The sequence below is a fragment of the Eudoraea sp. genome, assembly GCF_039969275.1.
In the GTDB taxonomy this organism is placed as follows: domain Bacteria; phylum Bacteroidota; class Bacteroidia; order Flavobacteriales; family Flavobacteriaceae; genus Eudoraea.
This window is the reverse complement of sequence record NZ_JBDVOC010000010.1, coordinates 117,781-139,153: the sequence shown is the minus strand read 5'-3', so window position 1 is coordinate 139,153 and position 21,373 is coordinate 117,781. Positions and strand designations below refer to the sequence as shown.

Genomic DNA, 21,373 nt, shown 5'->3' with positions numbered 1-21,373 from the left:
CTATTCCTAGTGGTCTTTTCATTTTTCAAGGATGCCAGATCCTAATCTATTCTTTTGTAATTTTCTGAGAAAGTCCTGTTACCTTCAGAATCAGTTGTTATCTGACTATAGGTATTATCCTTCATTTCTAATTCAAAAGTAAATTTTCGTAAAGTCTCCAAATCTCTCATCATACCTTTATCACCATATTCTATGGTTTCTATTAATTCGTCATCTGTTAATTTATAGCTTCCAAAGCCAAATCTCCCTATAACGTCATTACCATCTGCGTCCTTAGTATCACTAGAGGTAGTACGAGACCACATGACCTTGCCGTCATAATACATTTTGACCTGTCTGTAACCTTCAGCAAGAGGTACAGTATCAGTAATATTTTCGCCATCATAGTTATAAAAGCTTTGGAGTTCCCAGTTGCCTTGAATGCTATGCATAGTGTTAGGTTTCATCGATGTGATTGAAGTAACAATGATCAGGAGCACCATCAATAAAACCATTCCCAGTATTTTCTTCATGTTAGTGTATTTTAATGTGATTCTTAAATTGATCTTAAAAGTTACAATTTTTTTGTGAAACCAACGGATTATAGGGCAATAAATTATGAATTGTAAATTACTGGCTACCAGTTTAATAGTTAATCATAAAAAGAATTTATAAGCGAAGTCAGTTTTGTAATGTCTTTCTCAGTATGTAAGGCAGTTAATACGATCCTGTTTTTTAAGCTGGCCTCTTCTGAGGGATAATTGAAATCAGTTACAATAATTCCGTTTTCATACAGAAATTTTGTTAATTCAGGATCGGAATAACCAAATACGGGAAATCCTTTTATAAAGCTAAATTTCTTACTATCATTTATTTGATTTAGGAAAAAACTCATATTATAATCCAAAATCCTTTTTTTAGATCTATATATTTCTTCGACCTCAATTAATGTGGCCATACTTGCAGGCGACGGGGGTGAAGCTCCGGCATAAAAATCGGTTTTTATTACTTGTTTTAACCTTTTACTGGTACCAAAGATTGCTCCTGCATCTATACCTAACGCTTTACCCAAAGAGCAGCAAATTAGTAGTTCTTTTGGTTTGCAATTCGAGAGAATTTGGAAAACTCCACTATTTGCCGGGCCTATTTGCCCAATACCGTGTGAATCATCTGCCACAAGAATGCATTTATTTAAAGGTAGTGACATTAACCCTTGAAATTCTGGGTAGTTGTAGCCCGAGAAATCTATGGAATCTAAAAGAATTACAGGTATTGCTTCTTTATTTGATGACAGATGGTCCCTTAATGCAATATGCAAAGCCGAATAAGTGATATATGGTTTAACGTTAGATTGGTAAAGGGCGGAATGACTGTTTGGTGTATAGAACAACTGATATTTCTTACCGCTGAATAAGCTGCAAATCAATTGACCCGCAAGATATCCTGATGATAGAACTGCACAGTCTTCACTACCAACCCATTTTGAAAGATGAGTTTCAGCGTCTCTATAAACTGATAGCTGAACATTGGACTTTCTGGAAGCGCCGTAGCTGGTGCCATATTTTTTGATATTTGCGATAAAAACATTCTGGAATTCCCTATCAGTTTGCATCCCAAAATAGGCGGTTCCACCAAAGTAAAGAAATTTCTTTCGCTCAATTATAATTTCGCGTCCCGGAAAAGAATCAATATTAGAGGTCATTTGAACAATTCTATTCCGCTGCCATTAATATCAGGAAAAACTACACGGCCTTTTTCTTTAATTTGAACCCCCTTTGCAATATCCTCAGCTAATAACATTGCCCCATCCATATCTACATAATCCAATTTTGGCAATAACTGGGCAATAGCGGAAATCCCAACGGTAGATTCGGTCATGCACCCTACCATGACTTTCATCCCTAGTTCGCTGGCTTTATCTATCATACGGAGAGCTGGTGTAAGCCCCCCACATTTTGTTAACTTAATATTTATACCATTAAAATGGAGATAGCATTTCTCTACATCACCCTCTTCAATACAGCTTTCGTCGGCAATTACCGGAAGAACACTTTGGTGAATTACTTTTTCCATTCCCTCCCAATTATCAGCTTTTAGGGGTTGTTCCAGGAACTCAACGCCCAGGTCTTTTAGCAAGGGTGCATTATGAATAGTCTCCGTCGCCGTCCATGCACAATTGGCATCAATCCTGAAAATAGATGTTGTATGTTTTCGCAACTCCTTAATAATGGCCACATCATTATCCGTTCCTAACTTAATTTTGTAAATAGGCCAGGGTTTTTCTTTCATTTTTGCAACCATTTTATCTACGGTATCCAGACCAATCGTATAATTGGTAATTGGATAATTCTCAATAGAAGTACCCCAAATCTCATAAAGTGGTTTTCCCATGATTTTACCATAGAGGTCATGAGCAGCCAGATCTAAAGCACATAAGGCAAAGTTGCTCAATCCTCTGGAGGCAATAAAAGAATAAAAGTCTTCAGTATTATGAAAATTATAGGCCTCTATTTCTGGACGAATTCCTTCTATTTCAGAGATCATGCTTTCACAGCTAATGCCGTAATACGGATTGGAAGTTGCTTCTCCATAACCGTTACAATTTTCAGACGAAAGAGTAACTATTAAAGTATCTTGTGAATCATAGGATTCCCTTGAAATACTAAAGGTATGTTTCAAGGATAAAGTATACTTCTTTAGAGTGAGATTCATTAACCAATTGTTTAATACGAATATAAATAAATCCCAACTATCATAAAATAAAACCCCGGCAAGAATACCGGGGTTATAAAATTAGTTTAAAGAAAATATATGTTATTTAAAATTGAATATAGAATCTTAATTTTTATGAACACTTCCGGAAACAGATTTTTTCATTTGAACTGTTGCTTCTCCGGAATAGGAAATATCACCACCGCTACTGGCGTCAGCAGTCAGAGATTCAGATACATTTACAGAAATATCTGCTCCGCTGCTAGCATCGGCACGGCAGGTTTGTACGGTAAAATCTCTGGCCTTAATATCTGAGCCACTGCTGGCATTGGCATATAACATATTGGCTTCGCCGGATAATCTAATATCCGCCCCACTGCTGGTATTGGCATCAACCTCATCGGCATTTAGTTCTACCTGCAGATCTGATCCACTACTGGCATTCAATGATATTTTATCAGATTCAATAACACTTTTCCCAATTAAATCAGCACCACTTGAAGTTTCCAATCCTGTAATATCGGGCATAGAAACATATACTTTTTTAGTTGCTCTGCCAATATTTTCTATAGCATGGATTTTTAACTTACCATCCCTGATATCCGTACCAATTAAATCGATAACGTTGTCATCGGCTTCCACGGTGATTTCAAAATCTTTGGCCTGCGTAACATAAACATCCAGGCCTTCCTGGGCAGACACAACGGTAAACTCTTCAGTTACTTCTCTTCGGTCTTCGGCAACAACCCCGTTTCCTTTTTTGCCGTCACCAATATTAATGTCAAAGGCACAAGAGGAAAGAAATAGTGCCAGGATAAATGCGATTGTAATTCTTGCTAATGTTGTCATGATAGTCGTTTTTTTATTGTCCAAATTTTAGCTGGACTCTGATTTAGTGATTATTGTTTTAATTTGATTGATTAAAATTCCATGTTTTTGTTAGAAAAATCGAATATGAATTACTCAGTTGTTGAATAGCAATGATGAATTGTAAACTTTCAATTATTATCATCGGTTTTGATCTTTACTCCGTCCTCATCGATTTTCATTTTAAAGGAATCCCCATTGTCTTTAATGTCTATATCTACTCCTTCCCCATTAATAATTATACGACCATCTTCATCTTCATTCTCCTCCTCTTCCAGATCTTCGGGACAGTCCAAACACTGTAATACACCATTGTCTTTCATAAGCCATTGGTAATCTATTATTTCGCTACGATAAATATCCTTGTCGTATCGGGTTACTCTCCCAATGTGGCGTTTGGCAGATTCGTCAAACCTTATGACGCTTTTTACCGGAACAAAAACCGTAACGCGTACTTCCTGGTCCCTAACCTTATTTTTAGCATCTGTTGTGTGAAAATTATCTAGTAATATGGTATTATCAACAACGGAATAACTGTAATCGATTGCACTTGCCCGTTCTTTTGCAGTTGCAAAAGAATTTCCGTCTGCGTCCTTTCTGATTCGAATATGAGCAATGGAGTCCTCAGACTTCTTAATATCAAAACGCACGTCGTTGGCAAATAACAGTTTGTCCCCATTTTCATCATAGGTAATAGTCATCCCATTGATCCCTACATTTTCCTGATTTTCATAAAGATCACTAGATATTAGGCTAATGCGTAAGGTGTCAATTCCTTGATCAAAATTCAAATCTTCTTTAACAGTGGTTGTCCCGTTAAAAGCGTGAGCAGAAGCTTGTTGAATTCCTAATACACTCAGTCCGATAATAGATAGTAGCCATAATCCCAGCAATGAAAATTTAGCTATGTTGCCGATAGACTTAAGGTTATTCACAAGAATTTTTAATCCCAGGTATAACAGAAAGAAAAATGGAATTCCTATTGCGAAAAAGCATAGTAGAGAAACAAGCCATACCGGGGCGGAGGTGGAATTTACCATATCATAAAAGTCTATACCAGGGATATGTACAATGTCTAAAATTCCAACAGTGAATAATCCTACAAAGAGACCAATTAAGGTTGCAGCTCCTATTATAATTAATAAGATCCCAATAAATTTTCCAAAAACTTTGAATAGGAACATGATAATGTCGCCTAGGGCATCAAAAAATGTTTTGCCACTGCTTTTTACCTGGTTACCTACTTTTTCATAATCTACACTCTTTACTTTATCTGCAACATCATCAAAACCCTCTTTTACTTTTCGTTCAATATTACTGATGTTTACAGGCTCACCTCTCATATCCAATTTCTGAGAAGTGGTTGCGGCTTCTGGTACCAAAATCCACAGTAAGATATAGGCAATAAAACCAAAACCTGTAAAAATACCCAATACAATGAATATCAGGCGTATCCATATGACATCGAACCCTAGATAATGTTCTAGCCCGGCGCAAACTCCTCCAATATATTTGTTGTCAATATCTCTGTAGAGTTTTTTAATTCTTGGACGTGATTCACTAGTTCTTCTTGGTTCATCTTCAAAAATGTCTTCATCTACCATGTAGTCTTCGGGTTGTCCCATAATGTTGATGACTTCATCTACCTCCTTAAGAGTTATAACCTGCCTGTCGTTTTCCATTTTCTCCTGGAAAAGTTCAGCTATTCTGGCTTCAATATCAGCAATGATTTCATCGCTTCCGGCAGTTCCGGAAAATGAGCGCTTAATTGATTCCAGGTAGCGCTGTAATTTGTTAAATGCTTTTTCATCTATGTGAAAAAGTATATTTGCGAGATTTATATTTACTGTTTTGTTCATTATTAGTTGTTTTTAGTATTGGTAACCAAATTAACTGCTCCTCTGAGTTCATCCCAGGTAATATTTAATTCTTTCAGGAACACTTTACCTGTTTCTGTAAGTGCATAATATTTCCTGGGCGGACCGGAGGTTGATTCCTCCCAGCGGTAATTGAGTAAACCGGCATTCTTTAGCCTGGTTAGTAAAGGATAAATAGTGCCTTCAACCACCAGCATCTTTGCGTCCTTAAGGGTTCCAAGAATTTCAGAAGCATACTTATCTTCTCCTCTTAGAATGGAGAGTATGCAATATTCCAAAACCCCTTTTCGCATCTGCGCTTTTGTGTTTTCTATGTTCATAATTTCATAATTCTGTTTTGTGCTGTTCCTAGTCTCATGGATTTATTTCAGCATCTGGTTAACTGTTCGTTTTTTTGTTTTTCATTTGATGATGATTGATAAATAAACTCTTTTTTTAATTGATGAATAACTCCTATTTATACAGCCTGATTAATGCTGTTTATTACTTTATAAAATTGATCGTAATTGGATATTTAAAATACTGCCCTTCATTTGTCCTTAAAGTCGCCAAAATGGTGTAAACTATATTGATAATAAAGAGCGCAACCTGCAACATACCTGTAATTCCAATAGGCCAAAGCCACCATCCAAAATGTAAATTTTCACCTATAAAATGAAAATTGATATTGTTGAACTCGTTGTAATCACGAATATTTAATAACCCTCCATCAAAAATGCTTGGTATAAATCCAAGTATAAAAGGAACAGATATGATTCCAAGAATGACAGAGTACAATAAAAGGCTAATTTGAAAATTTAAAGCCTGTTTTCCATTGTAGTCAACAAAGCTGTGTTCCTTCTTATTTGCAATCCATAAAACCAGTGGTAAAAGGAAGTTACCAAAGGGAATAAAGTACTTGCTAAGGGTAGACGCATGAATAACTGCGGATAAATTTCTTTCGTGTCTGGTCAATGTCTCTGTCATGGCATATTAGTTTCTTATGCAAATATATGGCTAAAAGAAGGTATTATGCAAAACATAGTACTAATATTTAACAAAGAATTAACATTTATAAGTTAAAATAGAATACTTATTTTTACCCTATATTTATAATCCAATGAGCCTAAGTCCCAGTAAATTCAATGTCTTTGCCTTTTTTAAATTACCGTCGGCCTGGTGGTGTGGTGTTAGACTCAGATCGTGTGATGAAGTGAAAGCTGTAGTTAGTGTAAGACATAAATGGTTTAATCAGAACCCATTTAAATCTATGTTCTGGGCTGTTCAGGGGATGGCAGCCGAACTTAGTACCGGGATTATGGTTAGTTCACAGATTAGAGAACGCAGTGAAAGCATTTCCATGCTTGTTGCCAGTAATAATGCTAATTTTTCTAAAAAAGCGACCGGTAAAATTACATTCACCTGCGAGGATGGGCAGAAGATAAAAGAAGCATTAGACCAAACCATTGCCACAGGAGAGGGGCAAACATTTTGGATGAAATCTGTTGGGATAAATGAAGCGGGACTAGTGGTTTCTACTTTTAATTTTGAATGGACAGTAAAATTAAGAACCTGATATTTTTATATTTAAGTAGTAACTGTAACATTTTCATTTCTAAATCAACTAACTATTGATAACTTAAAACATTAACAATGAATGCACACGAGATAGACTACCACATATATGGGGAAGAAATGCAATATGTGGAAATAGAATTGGATCCGCAAGAGGCTGTTGTTGCCGAAGCCGGTAGCTTTATGATGATGGATACGGATATAAAGATGGATACCATTTTTGGGGATGGTTCCAATCAGGATAACAGTGTACTTGGCAAGATATTTTCCGCAGGAAAACGAGTTCTTACCGGTGAGAGCTTATTTATGACTGCTTTTTTAAATGTGGGTCATGGTAAAAAGGAAGTTAGTTTTGCTTCTCCTTACCCAGGTAAGATTTTGCCCATTGATTTATCTGAAAAAGGAGGAAAATTTATTTGTCAGAAAGATGCCTTTCTCTGCGCTGCCAAAGGAGTTTCTATAGGTATAGAATTCTCTAAACGACTTGGTAGGGGCCTCTTTGGAGGTGAAGGTTTTATAATGCAGAATCTGGAAGGTGATGGGATGGCTTTTGTTCATGCCGGTGGTACCCTGGCCAGGAAAGAGTTAGGGCCGGGTGAGATTTTAAAAGTAGACACGGGTTGTATTGTTGGGTTTACCAAGGATATAGACTACGATATTGAATTTGTTGGAGGAATCAGAAACACTGTATTTGGTGGTGAAGGCTTGTTCTTCGCTTCTTTAAGAGGACCCGGAACGGTCTATATTCAATCCCTGCCTTTTAGCAGGCTGGCCGGCAGGATATGGGCTGCAGCACCAAAAGGGGGAGGAAAAGACAAAGGTGAAGGAAGTATTTTGGGAGGAATAGGGGATCTACTGGATGGCGATAATCGTTTCTAAATAACACCTATAAAGCTTTAGTACCAGACCTGATGTCTTTATGAATTTTAAAAAGCTATTAGATTTTTTAAGTGAATTGGAGAAAAACAATTCAAAGGCTTGGATGGATATCAACCGAAAAAGATACAAAGAAATTCGCGCAGAATTTATTAGCTGGTTAGATGATTTGGATAATACCCTGGCGGGCATTGATAAGAATTATTACCCCACTCCGGGAAAAAAGGGCATAAACAGGATTAACAATAATCTTATGTTTCACCCGCACAAACCTGTCTATAAAGATCACTTTGGCGCGGGCTTGGATAAAGCACCAGGGACAGGGGATTTCTATATTCAGATTGGTATAAATGAATCTTTGCTTGCAGGTGGTATTTGGAGGCCGGATCCGAAATCACTTCGAAGTATAAGAGATGCTATAGATTATAATGGTGAAGAACTAATAAAAATTATCAATAAAGAATCATTCAAAGAAACTTTTGGCTCGCTATATATTGATGAAAAGTTGAAAGCTGCTCCCAAAGGTTTTACAAAGGAGCATCCTTACATTGATTTGTTGAAAAATAAGTCATATGCCGTAGTTCACCAGCTTTCAATAGATCAGGTATTAAGCAAAGATTTTAAAGAAACTGTGATCAATGTTTACCAAGAAATGATTCCCTTTAGAAGATATTTAAATAATGCACTTACCGTATAAACCTATTATATTTAATACTTCAAATAATATAAACCCTGATTAACGTGAATAAAAGCAGGATTAGAAATATAAGAAAAGAAGTTTTATCAGATAATTGGTACACCTTATATAAATACACTTACGAATATCAAAAGGATGATGGAGATTGGGAAACTCAGATTCGCGAGTCATATGACCGTGGAAATGGAGCTGCAATATTGTTGTATAACAAACAGAAAGGAACAGTTATTCTTACCAAACAATTCAGGATGCCTACCTATGTAAATGGTAATCCTTCCGGAATGATGATAGAGGTATGCGCCGGATTGCTGGATGGGGCTGATCCGAAAGAGTGCATCATAAAAGAAGTAGAGGAAGAGACCGGATATAAAATACATCATGTAAAGAAGGTATTTGAATCATATATGTCACCGGGCGCCGTAACTGAAATACTTCACTTTTTTATTGGGGAATACGAAGAGCAAATGAAAGTAGGAGAAGGTGGGGGCGCTGCAGATGAGAGTGAAAATATAGAAGTACTGGAAGTTTTTAGTGATAAGGCACTGGAGATGATTAGAAATGGGGAAATAAAAGATGCAAAAACCATTATGCTCCTACAATACGCAAGCTTAAATAACATAATTTAATAGTTGTCCCTTACCCATTCGAAAACATATTGCATTTGTTTTTTTATGTCTGAAGAGGAATTCGTAAAATGATTATTCATAAAACTGAATATTAGGGTTTTCCCAGATTTAGTATTTAAATACCCACTAATATTATGATTGTTACCCAGGGTGCCAGTTTTAGCATAGATATATGGATGGGGATTTCCCGGGTACCAATCAGCTATTGTACCCGATTCTCCTCCTACTGCAAAAAGATTGAATAGTCGCTCTTTTGGAACATCTCTATAAATTGCGTTCAAAACATATACAATAGCCTCAGGGCTAAAAAGATTATATCTCGAAAGTCCCGAACCATCTACCCATCTAGGTGGTTGTTTTAAATCTTTAAGGTGATTTTTAAGTATATATTCTATGGCTGTTCCTGTGTTTAAAGAGTCTGATAGGGTAGAGGAAGCGAGTAGCAGTAATTGTTCGGCTAAAAAATTATCACTTTCCTGCATCATTCTTTTATTAATGCTATCGGTTAGTATTCCCGAGAGTATCATTTTCTCTTCGCAAGGCATTTTTTGAACTACCGATATTTCCCGGTCGAGCTCTGCTTCCAAAAGTACCTTTACAATATTACCATCTGCAATAAATGGAATTTCAAGAGTGTCTTTTCTTGATGGATCGAAATAAAAAGTATTGGCGTCTATCTCTCGGTTAACTGTCTTTTTTATCCGGTTTACATTCGAAATAAAATAGTTGGGAATAACACGCAAGGTATCCGGATTAGAGATTCTTACCACATTTCCAAATATAGGTAATGCACTGCGTTCTGCAGAGTAATATCCATCATAGTCTTCCCATGCCCAACCAGGTCCGAATTTGCTATCAGAAAAGTTATTCTGGTTTAGGGATATGTTTTTAAAGCCCTTTAAAAACCGGGTAACAGAACTATCGTTTAAATATGGGTGCAAGAGGGATGGATCACCCGTACCTTCTATAAAGAGGGTGTCGTTCACATTACAATATTTTAATGCGGGAATCTGTTTGGGCAGAAGCAATAACGAGGTATAAAGGGTAAAAATTTTTGTATTACTGGCCGGAGTAAAATATTTGTCGCTGTTGAGCTGGTACAAAGTATCACCGGAACTTGGATCGTAAATCAAAATTCCAGTAAAATGATTTCTGAAAGATTCAAGGTTCAATGTGGTAGTGATGGTTTTGTCTAACTTTTTGCCAGATGCACAGGCCCCAAGAACAAGTGAGAAAAGGATTGGATAGCAGATGTTTAGGAATTTTTTCAATAGTGAAATTTTGATTTTAACATGAATTTGTTTAATTTTTAACGAAATGTATACAATAATATAAAGCTATTTTTGGTTATTTTTGGAATAACAATCTAATTAAATTAAACTCTCAATATGGCAAAAGCTATGCTGGAGTATTATAAAACAGTACTCCAAAAAGTAAGTTTTGATGTAAAACTCTTTAGTAAAGAACTCAAAAAAGCAATAACTAAACTATTGCCTGACGAAATTGAAGAATTGAAAGCCTGGTTACAAAATTTTATAACAGATAAGCCAGAGTTACAACCCACATTAATTTATCTAAAAGCATAACGTAAAAGCCACCCAAAAAGGTGGCTTTTAATTTTTATTGATTGGACTAATTATTTTTACATCCTGAAACGCGATTGCACCGCGCACAATCCCCGAAATAACTTCTTTAATTGCCCTTGTAATCTGGATCTTAAGTTCACTTTTGTGATAAATAAGGCTTACTTCCCTGGCAGGAGAGGGATTATTAAAAAATTTTAAATTTTTCTTTTTTTTCTCATCCAGTTCCAGGGTATTGAGGTAAGGTAATAAGGTCATTCCCATATCTTCATCAGCCAGATTTACCAATGTTTCAAAACTACCGCTTTGTAACTGAAAATGTTCATCTTCATATTTTTTTGGTGTTTTACAAAGATTTATTACACCATCCCTAAAACAATGCCCGTCCTTTAGCAATAAAATATCACTAATATCCAAATCACTGGGATTTAGTTTATCTGCTTCTCTAAGTCTATGATTCTTTGGCACATATCCAACAAAGGGTTCGTAGTACAACGGTCTTTCTTTTATGTACTCTATTTCAAGAGGCGTTGCGGCAATAGCACCATCTAAATGCCCTTCCTGTATGTTCCTTATAATGGTTTCTGTACTTTGTTCTTTAATTATCAGATTTACCTTCGGGTATTTATTGATAAATGTTTTAAGAAACATGGGCAGCAGAGTGGGCATGACTGTTGGAATAATACCCAGTGTATATTCACCACCAATAAACCCTTTTTCCTGATCAACAATATCCTTTATTCGTTCGGCTTCATTTACAATGTTTTTTGCCTGAGCAACGATTTTTTGACCCGCTTCTGTAATACGGATCGGTTTCTTGCTTCTGTCAAAAATAAGCACGTCCAGTTCGTCTTCAAGCTTTTGCACCTGCATGCTCAATGTAGGTTGTGTAACATAACTTTTTTCGGCAGCCAGGGTGAAGTTCTGGTACTCCGCAACAGCCAAAACATATTGCAATTGGGTAATGGTCATTTATGATAGATATGTGAATTACAAATATAAAAACTATCAATAAAATTTATACTATAAGAGATAGATATTTAATAATTTGATGATAAATTGAAAAATATTAATGATCGAACTAATACCATGAATTGTGGTTTTATAACGGAACAGGAAAAAACAGTTTGGATGATGAAAGCCTGCCTGGCAGAGTAGATATACTGTTTTGTGCTACAGAATGATAGTTTAGACATTCAGGATATAATTTATTTTCTTTTAGACAAAACATAAAATAAAGATGCCCGCATTAAGCGGGCATTTTTTTGTTTTTATACTTATTTAAAAACGAAGATTTAATTCAAGATCTTCGCCGTTTACCTCGAACTTGACATCCTGAAAAGTGGGAGGTCCCTGATTCATCTCATTGCCGCTCATCGCATAGTTTTCTTTTGGCATACCACTATCCTCGAAGTCCATACGTTGATTTTCATTTGCATCATGTAATGAAGAAATAGCATAAGCGCCGGGTTTTACATCTTCAAATACAAAGCTAATGCTGCCGGTTTTTGCCTTGCTTTGAAAATTTTGAATTCCCAGACCTCTCATAAAGGTATCCTGGGTATGTAGTGCTGCAAGGATTTGACCTTCATCACTTAGAACATTTTCAATAGTGACTTTAACGGTGATGCCTTTTATATCCTGTGCGTTTGCAACAATTCCCGTTATAAATAAACCTAAAATAAGTGCTAATGTTTTCATGCTTCTGTTTTTTAATTGTTAATGATGGCTCAAAACTCTTAATTCTCGCAATCATTCTAAATTATTCCGTACCCAACTGTAGAAAATAAGGATTGAATTGTGTTCATATTTTAGAACCTCAATTCATCTTAAACAAAAGACAGTTGGGTAAGCGTAGGTTTCTTTTGGACAATTAGTACCGATAAAAAAAGCAATCAATTAGATAATTTATAAGCGGTCCAAAACCAAAAATAAGATCATGGATCACTTATTTTTTTGCTAAATCAGAATTAGCTTCATTGTCTTGAACAAAAACACATAAAAAGCCGGCAATAATCATTGAAACGCCTCCAATAATCAATGCATAGATAGAAATATTACCAAAAAATGATTTTAATAAAAAGCCCAGGATACCCGCCGCCACAATTTGCGGAATAACAATAAAGAAATTAAAAACCCCCATATAATATCCCATCTTATTAGATGGTAAAATACTGGATAACATGGCATAGGGCATTGACAAAATGCTTGCCCAGGCAATACCAACTCCTATCATAGATACCAGTAATAAATTTGGATCGGATATAAAATAAATGGAAATCAAGCCTATGCCTCCCAGGATAAGAGCAATTAAATGTGTCATTTTTCTGCTAAGTTTTTTGGCCACTAAAGGCAAAAGAAAAGCCACCAGAGCGGCTATTCCGTTATATACAGCAAAACAAATTCCAACCCAATCAGCTCCCTCATTATATATTGCTGAGGTGGTATCTGAAGTTTCATAAATATGGCTGGTCACAGCTGAGGTAGAATATATCCACATGGCAAATAATGCAAACCAGGAAAAAAATTGTACAAATGCCAACTGTACCATGGTTTTGGGCATTTTAAAAATACCCATAAAGGATTCTTTGAGTCCGGTAAATATTCCTATTTCTGCATTTTCACTTTTAAGTTTTTCAATGTCATCCGGCGGATATTCCTTGGTATTAAAAACAGTCCACATTACGGCAGTGAAATAGGCAATGCCCCCAATGTAAAATGACCATTTTACAGAATCCGGGATACCGCCATCTGCAGCTATATTTTCTACTCCAAACCAATTAGTCATTATAAAGGGCAGGGCAGAAGCAATTACAGCTCCTAAACCAATAAAAAAACTTTGCATAGCGAATCCACTGGTCCGCTGTTCATTGGGCAGCATATCACCGACAAATGCCCTGAATGGTTCCATGGTTATGTTAATTGAAGCATCCATCAGCCAAAGCATAATTACTGCCATCCAAAGCGCGGTTGAGTTAGGCATTGCAAAAAGAGCGATTGTGGCAAGAATGGCACCAATGGCAAAAAAAGGTCTGCGCCTTCCCCATTTAGGATGCCAGGTTCTATCACTGTAGTAGCCAATAATGGGCTGCACTAGAAGACCTGTAACTGGCGCTGCTAACCATAAAATAGGCAATTCGTCTTTAGATGCGCCCAGGGTTTCAAAAATCCTGCTTACGTTGGCATTTTGCAATGCAAATCCGAATTGTATTCCCAGGAAACCAAAGCTCATATTCCAGATTTGCCAAAAAGTTAATCGGGGTTTAACCGAGCTAATAGAAATTTGCGACATATTAATTGGTTTAGTTTGGATTGATCTAGTAAGGTATTAAAAGTAGTTTTTTTTTATGAATCTACCCGATTACGGACTTTATTGACATCCAGCTATAAAACTGATTTATTTGAACACCACCTCTATCTATCCAGGGAAGGACTTTTAAATACCAAGTATGTTCTGAAATTGTAATATCGGTTCTAATGATACTATTTTACGGAGTCACTTTGGATTTCTTATATTTACCTTCCTATGTTAAGCCCGAAAAATTATCGTTATTTAAGACAGACGCTTACGTTTGGAATTATCTGGCTACTATTCGGACTTATTTATGTAATTCTTGAATATGGATTACTGGGTGATTCTCCAATATACCCTGCAACGGGCAACAAATATGATTTTAAGAATGCCCTGATATATACGAGTCTTGGAAGCTTTCTTATGGGATTGGCACAAGGTTGGATAGAGGTGACCTGGTTAAGAAAGCGATATCAGGACAAATCGTTTTGGAACAAGATATTCATCAAAGGAACCTTTTATACCATCCTGCTAATCATTTTTACTAGTATTCTCACTTTAGTTACAAATTCAATTCGCTTTAATAGTACCGTTTTTGATCCGGTAGTTTATAACAGCTTGATAGTCTTTATGAAGGAATTCTCTTTTTGGAGTATTATCCTATATGCGGGATTAATATTAGATATCGCATTATTCTATTCTGAAATAACTACATACTTGGGAAACGAGGTGTTCTATAATTACTCCTTTGGAAAATACATAAAACCTAAACAAGAAGTTAGAATATTTATGTTTCTTGATATGAAGTCTTCTACAACTATAGCAGAAAAGATAGGACATAGAAAATATTTTGACCTCATAAAGTCTTACTATGCAGACATGACTGATGCAATCCTGGAAACCAAAGGGGAAATATTTCAGTATGTAGGAGATGAAATCGTGGTTTCATGGCCAGAGAAAAAGGGATTATTTAATAATAATTGTATTGTTTGTTTCCAAATGATTTCCGAAGTGTTTAAGGTTAAAAAGGCTCATTATATTGAAAATTTTGGACTGGTACCGGAATTTAAAGCGGGTTTCCATATTGGGGAGGTCACAACCGGAGAAATTGGAATTATTAAAAAAGATATAATATATACTGGTGATGCCTTGAACACCACAGCCAGAATCCAGTCGGAATGTAATAATTATGGGGTTAGGGCTTTGATATCAGAAGATCTGGTTATAAAATTAAATGCGGCCCCCATTTTTTCGTATACCGAAATTAGCAAACTGATACTACGGGGAAAACAGGATGCCATTCAATTACTTGCGATTAATTTTGAATAATTCAAATGAATATTGGTTTAGTTTTGACTAAATAAGAAGCTAAAAACTGCCTTATTCTAAATTGAGCCATACTTTTTCAATCAACGACTTGGTTGCTTTGATACCTTCTGGTTCACTTAGTTTTTCGCCCTCGTATTCTATCCCTATATAACCATCAAATCCCGAATCTTTTACCGTTTTAAGTAACCTTCTGTAATCCAAAAAAGTTTCATTACCATTAGTGTCAAAATTGTAAGATTTTGCACTTACTCCTTTTGCATATGGTAAAAAATCGGCAACTCCTTGATAGGGATCATACATTTCACTGCATTTGTTATTTTGTGTGCTTCCCCATTTGGCATTAAGGCACCAGTTGCCAAAGTCAGGTAAGGTTCCCAAATGTTTATTGTTAACTTCTTTTAGTATTGAAGTCATAAACTTACCATCTGAAGTATGCAGGCCATGATTTTCAATCAGAACATTAATATTTACCTTGGCACCATAATCACTTAACCTTCCCAAACCATCTATTAATGAATTTTTCAATGTTATCTTATCTCCCTGTCCAAAGGCATTCACCCTAATGGAGTGACACCCTAGTAGTTTGGCGGCATTGATCCATTTATAATGATTTTCAATGGCTAGAGTTCGTTCATTATTATTTGGATTTCCCAATTCTCCTTCATCATCAACCATGATCAGGAGATTTCTAACGCCAGCTGCATTCGCATTACTTTTCAGTTGATTCCAATACTTCTCACTTTTTGCAACTTCTTTATAAAATGCATTTACATATTCAACTGCATTTAGGTCAAAAGAATTTTTGGCAATATCCGGAAAGTCTATGGGCTTTAATTCCCCTTTGAAAAATGCCCGGTTCAATGACCATTGTGCCAAAGATATATTTGGGTAGGAGGTTTTCATTAATAGATTTGAGCCAAATAAACTGGTATTTGGTAACGAAAGTGCCGTACTGCCAAGAACTGTTTTTTTAATAAAGGACCTTCTGCTAACCATTATAAGATTATTCTAATTGTTTATTATGGTTTCGTTTTGCTACAATCTCCACAAGCCAATAGATCAATTCTCCCAAACCGCTAACAAAAATGAATAATAAGATCCACAACAGTAACGTATGCCCCTCCTTGAGATTCGGATTTTGAACGGCATGTACAATAAAGAACACCAAACTTGCAACAGAAAGCAGTATCACTAAAAAAATCACAATAAAGAAAGAGCCTATCCATTCCATAATTAGCTCAGGTGGCCCATCATGAGCTTGTTCCAGTTCCGGAATATTACTTAACATGGAGAATAGAAAGCCGAAATAACCCAGCATTATAATAAAGAAAATAATTATGGGTGATAGAGCGAAAAAAGCCTGCCAATATTTATTGTGTATCATTTGTCTGACTTATAGTTCTATAAGTTAGTTATAATTTCACAGAATTTTGTAAAAACAGCAACAGAATATTAGTGATGTTAGTCTTTTTTATATTTTTCAAACCAGGCCAGTACACTCGCTATCTTGGCAATCAGATTACTTGGTTTATTGGCTATACCATGTGATGCTCCTGGAATTCTCACCATTGCTGTTTCTACTTTTTCCAGTTTAAGTGCCGCGTAAAACTGTTCGGACTCGGCTATCGGGGTACGGTAATCTTCTTCTCCTGTAAGCAACATTGTGGGCGTTGAAATATTTCCAACATATGAGAGGGGTGACCGTTTTAGATAGCTACTTGGATCTTCCCAGGGTTTATTTGGAAACCAGTATTTATAGAAAATCCCTACCCCATCTGCATAAAGCACAAAACTATACCAGTTAATGACCGGTTTGGCTACAACCGCTGCCGCAAATCTATCAGTTTTACCAACAATCCATGCAGATAGTACACCTCCACCGCTACCCCCTGTGACAAACATGTTATTTTCGTCTACAATACCTTTTTTAATTACTTCATCAACGCCCGACATCAGGTCGTCATAGTCATGGTTGGGGTAATCATGATGGATGAGATTTCCAAATTCTTCGCCATAACTGGTACTTCCTCTGGGATTTGTATATAATACTAAATAGCCTTGAGCCGCGTATAACTGGATTTCAGCTGAAAATACCGTGCCATAACTTGTAAAAGGCCCGCCGTGGATTTCCAGTATGAGAGGGTATTTTTTGGAAGGATCATAATTAGGTGGTTTTACCAGCCAACCTTGTATTTTTCTCTGGTCAAAAGAAGATTCCCACCACAGTTCTTCCACTTCAGCAACATTTCTATAAGAGAACAGATCATCATTAAGTTTGGTGATTCTTTGATTATTTCCTTTATAAAACGTCCCTAAATCGGCAGGATGTTCTGTACCTCCCAAGGTATATGCAAATTTGTTGTTATTTGAGACTGTATAGGATGCCGAGTTATATGGTCTGCCCAAAGAAAGGCCTCCTAAATTTTCCGAAATCTGTGACACCTTTCCTGCTGTTGATATATGACCAATTTTTGTATCCCCTTTATCATCATATTGAAAGTATAGACCTTTACCGTCATTAGACCAATTAATACTTTGAATGTTCCTGTCAAAATTGCCGGAAATCGTCCTGGAATTGGTTCCGTCCGCATTCATAATATACAATTGAGTAAGCTGATATCCCTGATATTTATCATCAAAGCCGGTATAGGCAATAAATTTTCCATCTGCTGATAGAGCCGGTCCATTATCTGGTCCCAATCTATCGGTTAGGGCTCTAATAGAATTATTCCCTAACGTTAGTTCCTGAATTTCACTATTACGTGGTTCAAATTCACGGTTTTCGTGAAGGTTTGCCGAAAAATATAATTTTCGATTGTCTTTGGACCAAATAGGAGCCCCATGATCGTATTCTGAAAAAGTGAGTTGCCGTGGTGTGCCTCCATCAGTGGATAGAATAAAAAGCTGTTGATTCCCGCTTTTGTAATAACCCTTGCCATCTCCACGGTAGTTCATCTCATCAATGTAAACAGGCGGTTTGTTCCATTTAGCACCTTCAGGTTTAGGAGGTAACTTAATAATGGACTCAGATTTTTTAGGGACAAACATTGTAAATGCCAAATGTTTATCATCATGAGACCAACTAATTCCTCCAGGGGATGTAATTGTATTTGTAAGTGCAACATATTCCTTGGTGTCCATCCACATCATAAAAAGTTTGATTTTATCATCCTGCATGTTCGATTTAAATACAATTTTATTGCCATCATGTGACCAACGTGGGGCAAGATCATTTTGGTTTCCAGTCGTTAAGGGCCTGTTTTGGGAACCATCAAAATTTACGATCCACAAATTTGATAGATTCTTGTCCGTCATTATATCCTTAAAATTCCTTACATAAATAATTTTTGTTCCATCCGGGGATATCTGAGGATCGGAGACAAATTCCATATTAAAAATATCTGTGAGCTCAAGATTGGTTTTTTGCTGTCCGTAAGCAGTAAGGCCTATGAAGAATGCAATGAAAAGAAATGAAAGATTTTTTTGCATGATTTGTATTTTGGATTGGAGGGGAAATTAATGAAGAATGTTGTAATGCCCTAATAAAGGGTTTAAAGTATTTTTAAAGTCTTATACTTCACAGAAAAGTAATAGACAAAACAAAACCCGGTATTTACCGGGTTTTGATTCGTTGGTTTGAAGTCTGCTTCAGTTTAAAACTTCAGTAATGGTTTTTATTTAGATTATTGTCTTTCAAGAGCATTGACAGTTCCGCTAAGTCCACTTAGGTCTTCCCTAAATGTCCACATTTCTGAACGATCTCCGTTAGTAGCTGCTTCCACATCCTTAAGAAATTTCATAAAACTTCCTTCGCCATGTACTTCATCAAACTTTTTAGGAAAGTTATCTTCACGCCCCATCCATCCTGAATTACTAAAGAAATTTACAAAGGCCATATCTCTGCCGTCTTCGGTGTCTGGCATTTCATTAGTGTAAACTCCATAGGCTTCATCAGGATTTTTTTCCGTATTCACCTTCTTAACTCTTTCCAGAATACTTATCATTTCAGGGTATTTAAATCGCTTAAAATCTACCATAAAAACAGATAAATATTTTAAGTTAAAATCGCTGGGAAAATTGGAGAATTGTGGATGAAACTTCCAGTAAGTAACGTCACTTTCTGCCGTGGTATAAGGAACTACATTATTACTCCAATCCTCATCATGCCCGTCAGCGGCCGGTCTGCTATCCATTGCGCTCCAGGGTAAAGGTCCCATTGCCCAAATATATTTTCCGGCATTTTTCCCATTTGAAATCCAATAAACACGGGCGCCATGCGTACCTTCTGCGTGGTACTTTTTATTATGTGCAGCTAAACCTGCTTCAAATTCCGCAGTTTTTGCCGGAATAGCGGTTAACATGACATTTTCCATGACCATGTATTCTTCTGTTCCTTGAGATATTACAAAAAAGGGAATAAGTAACATCAGATAAAGAAATTTTCTCATTTTGATTATAATTAAAGGTTAGAAATTTATTTTCATTTTTACTGTTAGTTGGCCTTGGGGGGTGTAAGTGTGTATCCTAATTGACTTAACATATCCATATTGTCAAAAAAGGAATCTTCCTGAACGGCGAGGCCGTTGCTGTCAAATGCCCATACACTATATCCATGGATCTCCATTTTATTACCGGTTGGAGGATTGTCCATAAATGGTCCAGTGTTGGTGCCAGTGCAGGTCCAGTTTAGATAGGATTTTCCGTCTTTTAGAAAATAGGATTCCATTTTTACTTTGAAATCCGGGAAACCGGTATGGAATTGTTTCATCATAGCTGCATATTCAGACTGATTGTTCGCCTGCCGTGCGCCGTTAGAGTTTCTAATAACATTAGCTGCGGTAATTGCCTTAAAGGCTTCGGTATCATTTTTGTTCCAGGCTTCAACCATTTTATCATGGTTGGCCATAATGGTTTTTTCCAGTTCAGGCGTATTTTTCATCTCTTCAATTTCTTCGAGAGCCGTTTGCATAATGGAGTTATCCCAAAAACCATTTTCCTGCACTACTTTACCGTCTAAAACCCGGACGGAGAGATGCACAGGTAATACAAGTACTTTATTATTTTCTTTAAGGGTGCCTTCCCATCTTCCCCAGAAATTAATCCATGTATTCCCACCATCACTTATTATTTTTTCATAAATGACATCCTCACCAAAACCATATGAGCTTAACAAAGCAATAGTACTTTTATGCCCTTCCAAAGATTGGGCTACGGTTATACTGTCATCCCATTGATTGTAGTAGACTTTTGCGGTATCTGCATATTTTTCCGTCCAACTGTCCCAATCCCCTTTTTCATAATCGGCTAATAAAGCTTTTACTAAATCCACTTCAGGTCCTGATGTGCTGTACCTTTCAGCTTTTTGCTCACATGCTATAAAAAGAATTGCAGCAAGTCCTATCAAAAATATTTTTTTCATTTATATTAAATTTTATTAACAGATTATTCTTCCATAACTTCTTCTTCCTCCACCATTTCTGATTCAATTTGTTGCATCACTGCCATATACTCAGATAAATCGTAGTAGGCATGTTCTTCCACTATTTTGCCATCCACATATTGAGCCGTGAGGTGAACTGGTATTATAAGTTTCTGATTATTGGCTGCGATGGTTCCTTCCCAGGTACCCCAGAAATTCACCCATTTTTCAGCTTTATCGTCAATTACCATTTCGTAAAATATGTCCTTATCTGTAAATCCATAACTAGATGCACCTGCGAGCAAACCTTTAAGTGCTTCCAATACTTCAGCCGGTGAGCTCTCGTCCAGGGTATTGTGAGATAATTTAGCAGTATCGTCGTAGTGAGACATCCAGGTAGTCCAATCTCCTTCATTATAGGCTTTTATATGAGCTTTTGCCACATCTATTTCCGGTGAAGAAGAGAAGTATCTTGGCTCGGCATTTTTACAACTTATAAAAAATGTAGTTGCCAGGCAGATTAAAAGAATTTTTTTCATGATTTTAATTTTTAATAGTTAGT

General features: G+C 36.4%; 23 protein-coding genes. 6 read left to right on the top strand and 17 right to left on the bottom strand.

The features are described 5' to 3' along the window. Window positions 1–41: 41 nt before the first annotated feature. The 7 genes from ABJH90_RS08520 to ABJH90_RS08490 form a co-directional block, all read right to left on the bottom strand. Entirely contained in the window at window positions 42–512 is a 471-nt protein-coding gene (locus ABJH90_RS08520) for a hypothetical protein (protein ID WP_348138329.1), read from the bottom strand. A 119-nt stretch (window positions 513–631) separates the two neighbouring features. Next, window positions 632–1,681 carry a pyridoxal phosphate-dependent aminotransferase family protein gene (locus ABJH90_RS08515; RefSeq protein WP_348138327.1) on the bottom strand — a complete coding sequence of 350 codons (1,050 nt, stop codon included), beginning with the start codon at window positions 1,679–1,681 and terminating at the stop codon, window positions 632–634. Next, a complete protein-coding gene (locus tag ABJH90_RS08510; protein WP_348138325.1) occupies window positions 1,678–2,691 on the bottom strand; it encodes a dipeptide epimerase in 1,014 nt (337 codons plus the stop codon). Before ABJH90_RS08510 ends, ABJH90_RS08515 begins: the two co-directional genes overlap by 4 nt. Window positions 2,692–2,817: 126 nt before the next feature. Next, window positions 2,818–3,540: a head GIN domain-containing protein gene (locus tag ABJH90_RS08505; RefSeq protein ID WP_348138323.1), complete on the bottom strand. Its 723-nt coding sequence runs from the start codon at window positions 3,538–3,540 to the stop codon at window positions 2,818–2,820. Between the two features lie 149 nt (window positions 3,541–3,689). After that, complete coding sequence (locus ABJH90_RS08500; protein ID WP_348138321.1) at window positions 3,690–5,417, bottom strand: PspC domain-containing protein; 1,728 nt, start codon at window positions 5,415–5,417, stop codon at window positions 3,690–3,692. Between the two features lie 2 nt (window positions 5,418–5,419). After that, window positions 5,420–5,755 (bottom strand): PadR family transcriptional regulator, encoded by a 336-nt coding sequence (locus ABJH90_RS08495; protein ID WP_299161429.1) that lies wholly within the window; start codon window positions 5,753–5,755, stop codon window positions 5,420–5,422. Window positions 5,756–5,918: 163 nt separating this feature from the next. Then, entirely contained in the window at window positions 5,919–6,401 is a 483-nt protein-coding gene (locus ABJH90_RS08490) for a DUF4870 domain-containing protein (RefSeq protein ID WP_348138318.1), read from the bottom strand. A gap of 133 nt (window positions 6,402–6,534) precedes the next feature. On the opposite strand from ABJH90_RS08490, the gene ABJH90_RS08485 reads away from it, so the two are divergent. From ABJH90_RS08485 to nudK, 4 genes are all read left to right on the top strand, one after another. Continuing rightward, a complete protein-coding gene (locus ABJH90_RS08485; protein ID WP_348138316.1) occupies window positions 6,535–6,990 on the top strand; it encodes a DUF4442 domain-containing protein in 456 nt (151 codons plus the stop codon). Window positions 6,991–7,067: 77 nt separating this feature from the next. Next, window positions 7,068–7,868, top strand: coding sequence for a TIGR00266 family protein (locus ABJH90_RS08480; protein WP_348138314.1), 801 nt, complete (start codon window positions 7,068–7,070; stop codon window positions 7,866–7,868). A gap of 40 nt (window positions 7,869–7,908) precedes the next feature. After that, complete coding sequence (locus ABJH90_RS08475) at window positions 7,909–8,562, top strand: DUF2461 domain-containing protein (RefSeq protein ID WP_348138312.1); 654 nt, start codon at window positions 7,909–7,911, stop codon at window positions 8,560–8,562. Between the two features lie 44 nt (window positions 8,563–8,606). Then, the gene (nudK, locus tag ABJH90_RS08470; RefSeq protein ID WP_348138310.1) at window positions 8,607–9,188 is read left to right on the top strand and encodes a GDP-mannose pyrophosphatase NudK; all 582 of its coding nucleotides are present in this window, start codon (window positions 8,607–8,609) and stop codon (window positions 9,186–9,188) included. Here nudK and ABJH90_RS08465 read toward each other — a convergent pair. Beyond that, complete coding sequence (locus tag ABJH90_RS08465) at window positions 9,185–10,459, bottom strand: D-alanyl-D-alanine carboxypeptidase (RefSeq protein ID WP_348138308.1); 1,275 nt, start codon at window positions 10,457–10,459, stop codon at window positions 9,185–9,187. The two genes, nudK and ABJH90_RS08465, sit on opposite strands and share 4 nt — an antisense overlap. Window positions 10,460–10,576: 117 nt before the next feature. Here ABJH90_RS08465 and ABJH90_RS08460 point away from each other — a divergent pair, with 117 nt between their 5' ends. Next, on the top strand, window positions 10,577–10,774 hold the full coding sequence (locus ABJH90_RS08460) for a hypothetical protein (protein WP_348138306.1): 198 nt from the start codon (window positions 10,577–10,579) through the stop codon (window positions 10,772–10,774). 27 nt (window positions 10,775–10,801) lie between these two features. Here ABJH90_RS08460 and ABJH90_RS08455 read toward each other — a convergent pair whose 3' ends face one another. The 3 genes from ABJH90_RS08455 to ABJH90_RS08445 form a co-directional block, all read right to left on the bottom strand. After that, window positions 10,802–11,743: a LysR substrate-binding domain-containing protein gene (locus ABJH90_RS08455; protein ID WP_348138304.1), complete on the bottom strand. Its 942-nt coding sequence runs from the start codon at window positions 11,741–11,743 to the stop codon at window positions 10,802–10,804. A gap of 309 nt (window positions 11,744–12,052) precedes the next feature. Then, the gene (locus tag ABJH90_RS08450) at window positions 12,053–12,472 is read right to left on the bottom strand and encodes a DUF2141 domain-containing protein (RefSeq protein WP_348138302.1); all 420 of its coding nucleotides are present in this window, start codon (window positions 12,470–12,472) and stop codon (window positions 12,053–12,055) included. A 247-nt stretch (window positions 12,473–12,719) separates the two neighbouring features. Further along, entirely contained in the window at window positions 12,720–14,003 is a 1,284-nt protein-coding gene (locus tag ABJH90_RS08445; RefSeq protein ID WP_348138300.1) for an MFS transporter, read from the bottom strand. A gap of 294 nt (window positions 14,004–14,297) precedes the next feature. Between ABJH90_RS08445 and ABJH90_RS08440 the strand changes: the two genes are divergently transcribed. Continuing rightward, window positions 14,298–15,392, top strand: a complete 1,095-nt coding sequence (locus ABJH90_RS08440) for an adenylate/guanylate cyclase domain-containing protein (protein WP_348138298.1) — start codon at window positions 14,298–14,300, stop codon at window positions 15,390–15,392. 51 nt (window positions 15,393–15,443) lie between these two features. On the opposite strand, the gene ABJH90_RS08435 is transcribed toward ABJH90_RS08440, so the two are convergent. The 6 genes from ABJH90_RS08435 to ABJH90_RS08410 all read right to left on the bottom strand — a co-directional run bounded on the left by ABJH90_RS08435 (window position 15,444) and on the right by ABJH90_RS08410 (window position 21,350). Then, window positions 15,444–16,295, bottom strand: coding sequence for a TIM barrel protein (locus ABJH90_RS08435; protein WP_348138296.1), 852 nt, complete (start codon window positions 16,293–16,295; stop codon window positions 15,444–15,446). Window positions 16,296–16,395: 100 nt separating this feature from the next. Next, window positions 16,396–16,776 (bottom strand): hypothetical protein, encoded by a 381-nt coding sequence (locus ABJH90_RS08430; protein ID WP_348138294.1) that lies wholly within the window; start codon window positions 16,774–16,776, stop codon window positions 16,396–16,398. 77 nt (window positions 16,777–16,853) lie between these two features. Further along, window positions 16,854–18,881 (bottom strand): S9 family peptidase, encoded by a 2,028-nt coding sequence (locus ABJH90_RS08425; protein WP_348138292.1) that lies wholly within the window; start codon window positions 18,879–18,881, stop codon window positions 16,854–16,856. 194 nt (window positions 18,882–19,075) lie between these two features. Continuing rightward, entirely contained in the window at window positions 19,076–19,840 is a 765-nt protein-coding gene (locus tag ABJH90_RS08420) for a hypothetical protein (protein ID WP_348138290.1), read from the bottom strand. Window positions 19,841–19,884: 44 nt separating this feature from the next. Next, window positions 19,885–20,811, bottom strand: coding sequence for an ester cyclase (locus tag ABJH90_RS08415; protein ID WP_348138288.1), 927 nt, complete (start codon window positions 20,809–20,811; stop codon window positions 19,885–19,887). Window positions 20,812–20,834: 23 nt separating this feature from the next. Then, window positions 20,835–21,350 (bottom strand): nuclear transport factor 2 family protein, encoded by a 516-nt coding sequence (locus tag ABJH90_RS08410; RefSeq protein ID WP_348138286.1) that lies wholly within the window; start codon window positions 21,348–21,350, stop codon window positions 20,835–20,837. Window positions 21,351–21,373 lie beyond the last annotated feature (23 nt).

Coding starts and splice junctions, on each gene's coding strand:
- ABJH90_RS08520 (WP_348138329.1), bottom strand. CDS start 512: ATGAAGAAAATACTGGGAATGGTTTTATTGATGGTGCTCCTGATCATT.
- ABJH90_RS08515 (WP_348138327.1), bottom strand. CDS start 1,681: ATGACCTCTAATATTGATTCTTTTCCGGGACGCGAAATTATAATTGAG.
- ABJH90_RS08510 (WP_348138325.1), bottom strand. CDS start 2,691: ATGAATCTCACTCTAAAGAAGTATACTTTATCCTTGAAACATACCTTT.
- ABJH90_RS08505 (WP_348138323.1), bottom strand. CDS start 3,540: ATGACAACATTAGCAAGAATTACAATCGCATTTATCCTGGCACTATTT.
- ABJH90_RS08500 (WP_348138321.1), bottom strand. CDS start 5,417: ATGAACAAAACAGTAAATATAAATCTCGCAAATATACTTTTTCACATA.
- ABJH90_RS08495 (WP_299161429.1), bottom strand. CDS start 5,755: ATGAACATAGAAAACACAAAAGCGCAGATGCGAAAAGGGGTTTTGGAA.
- ABJH90_RS08490 (WP_348138318.1), bottom strand. CDS start 6,401: ATGACAGAGACATTGACCAGACACGAAAGAAATTTATCCGCAGTTATT.
- ABJH90_RS08485 (WP_348138316.1), top strand. CDS start 6,535: ATGAGCCTAAGTCCCAGTAAATTCAATGTCTTTGCCTTTTTTAAATTA.
- ABJH90_RS08480 (WP_348138314.1), top strand. CDS start 7,068: ATGAATGCACACGAGATAGACTACCACATATATGGGGAAGAAATGCAA.
- ABJH90_RS08475 (WP_348138312.1), top strand. CDS start 7,909: ATGAATTTTAAAAAGCTATTAGATTTTTTAAGTGAATTGGAGAAAAAC.
- ABJH90_RS08460 (WP_348138306.1), top strand. CDS start 10,577: ATGGCAAAAGCTATGCTGGAGTATTATAAAACAGTACTCCAAAAAGTA.
- ABJH90_RS08455 (WP_348138304.1), bottom strand. CDS start 11,743: ATGACCATTACCCAATTGCAATATGTTTTGGCTGTTGCGGAGTACCAG.
- ABJH90_RS08450 (WP_348138302.1), bottom strand. CDS start 12,472: ATGAAAACATTAGCACTTATTTTAGGTTTATTTATAACGGGAATTGTT.
- ABJH90_RS08445 (WP_348138300.1), bottom strand. CDS start 14,003: ATGAGCTTTGGTTTCCTGGGAATACAATTCGGATTTGCATTGCAAAAT.
- ABJH90_RS08440 (WP_348138298.1), top strand. CDS start 14,298: ATGTTAAGCCCGAAAAATTATCGTTATTTAAGACAGACGCTTACGTTT.
- ABJH90_RS08435 (WP_348138296.1), bottom strand. CDS start 16,295: ATGAAAACCTCCTACCCAAATATATCTTTGGCACAATGGTCATTGAAC.
- ABJH90_RS08430 (WP_348138294.1), bottom strand. CDS start 16,776: ATGATACACAATAAATATTGGCAGGCTTTTTTCGCTCTATCACCCATA.
- ABJH90_RS08425 (WP_348138292.1), bottom strand. CDS start 18,881: ATGCAAAAAAATCTTTCATTTCTTTTCATTGCATTCTTCATAGGCCTT.
- ABJH90_RS08420 (WP_348138290.1), bottom strand. CDS start 19,840: ATGAGAAAATTTCTTTATCTGATGTTACTTATTCCCTTTTTTGTAATA.
- ABJH90_RS08415 (WP_348138288.1), bottom strand. CDS start 20,811: ATGAAAAAAATATTTTTGATAGGACTTGCTGCAATTCTTTTTATAGCA.
- ABJH90_RS08410 (WP_348138286.1), bottom strand. CDS start 21,350: ATGAAAAAAATTCTTTTAATCTGCCTGGCAACTACATTTTTTATAAGT.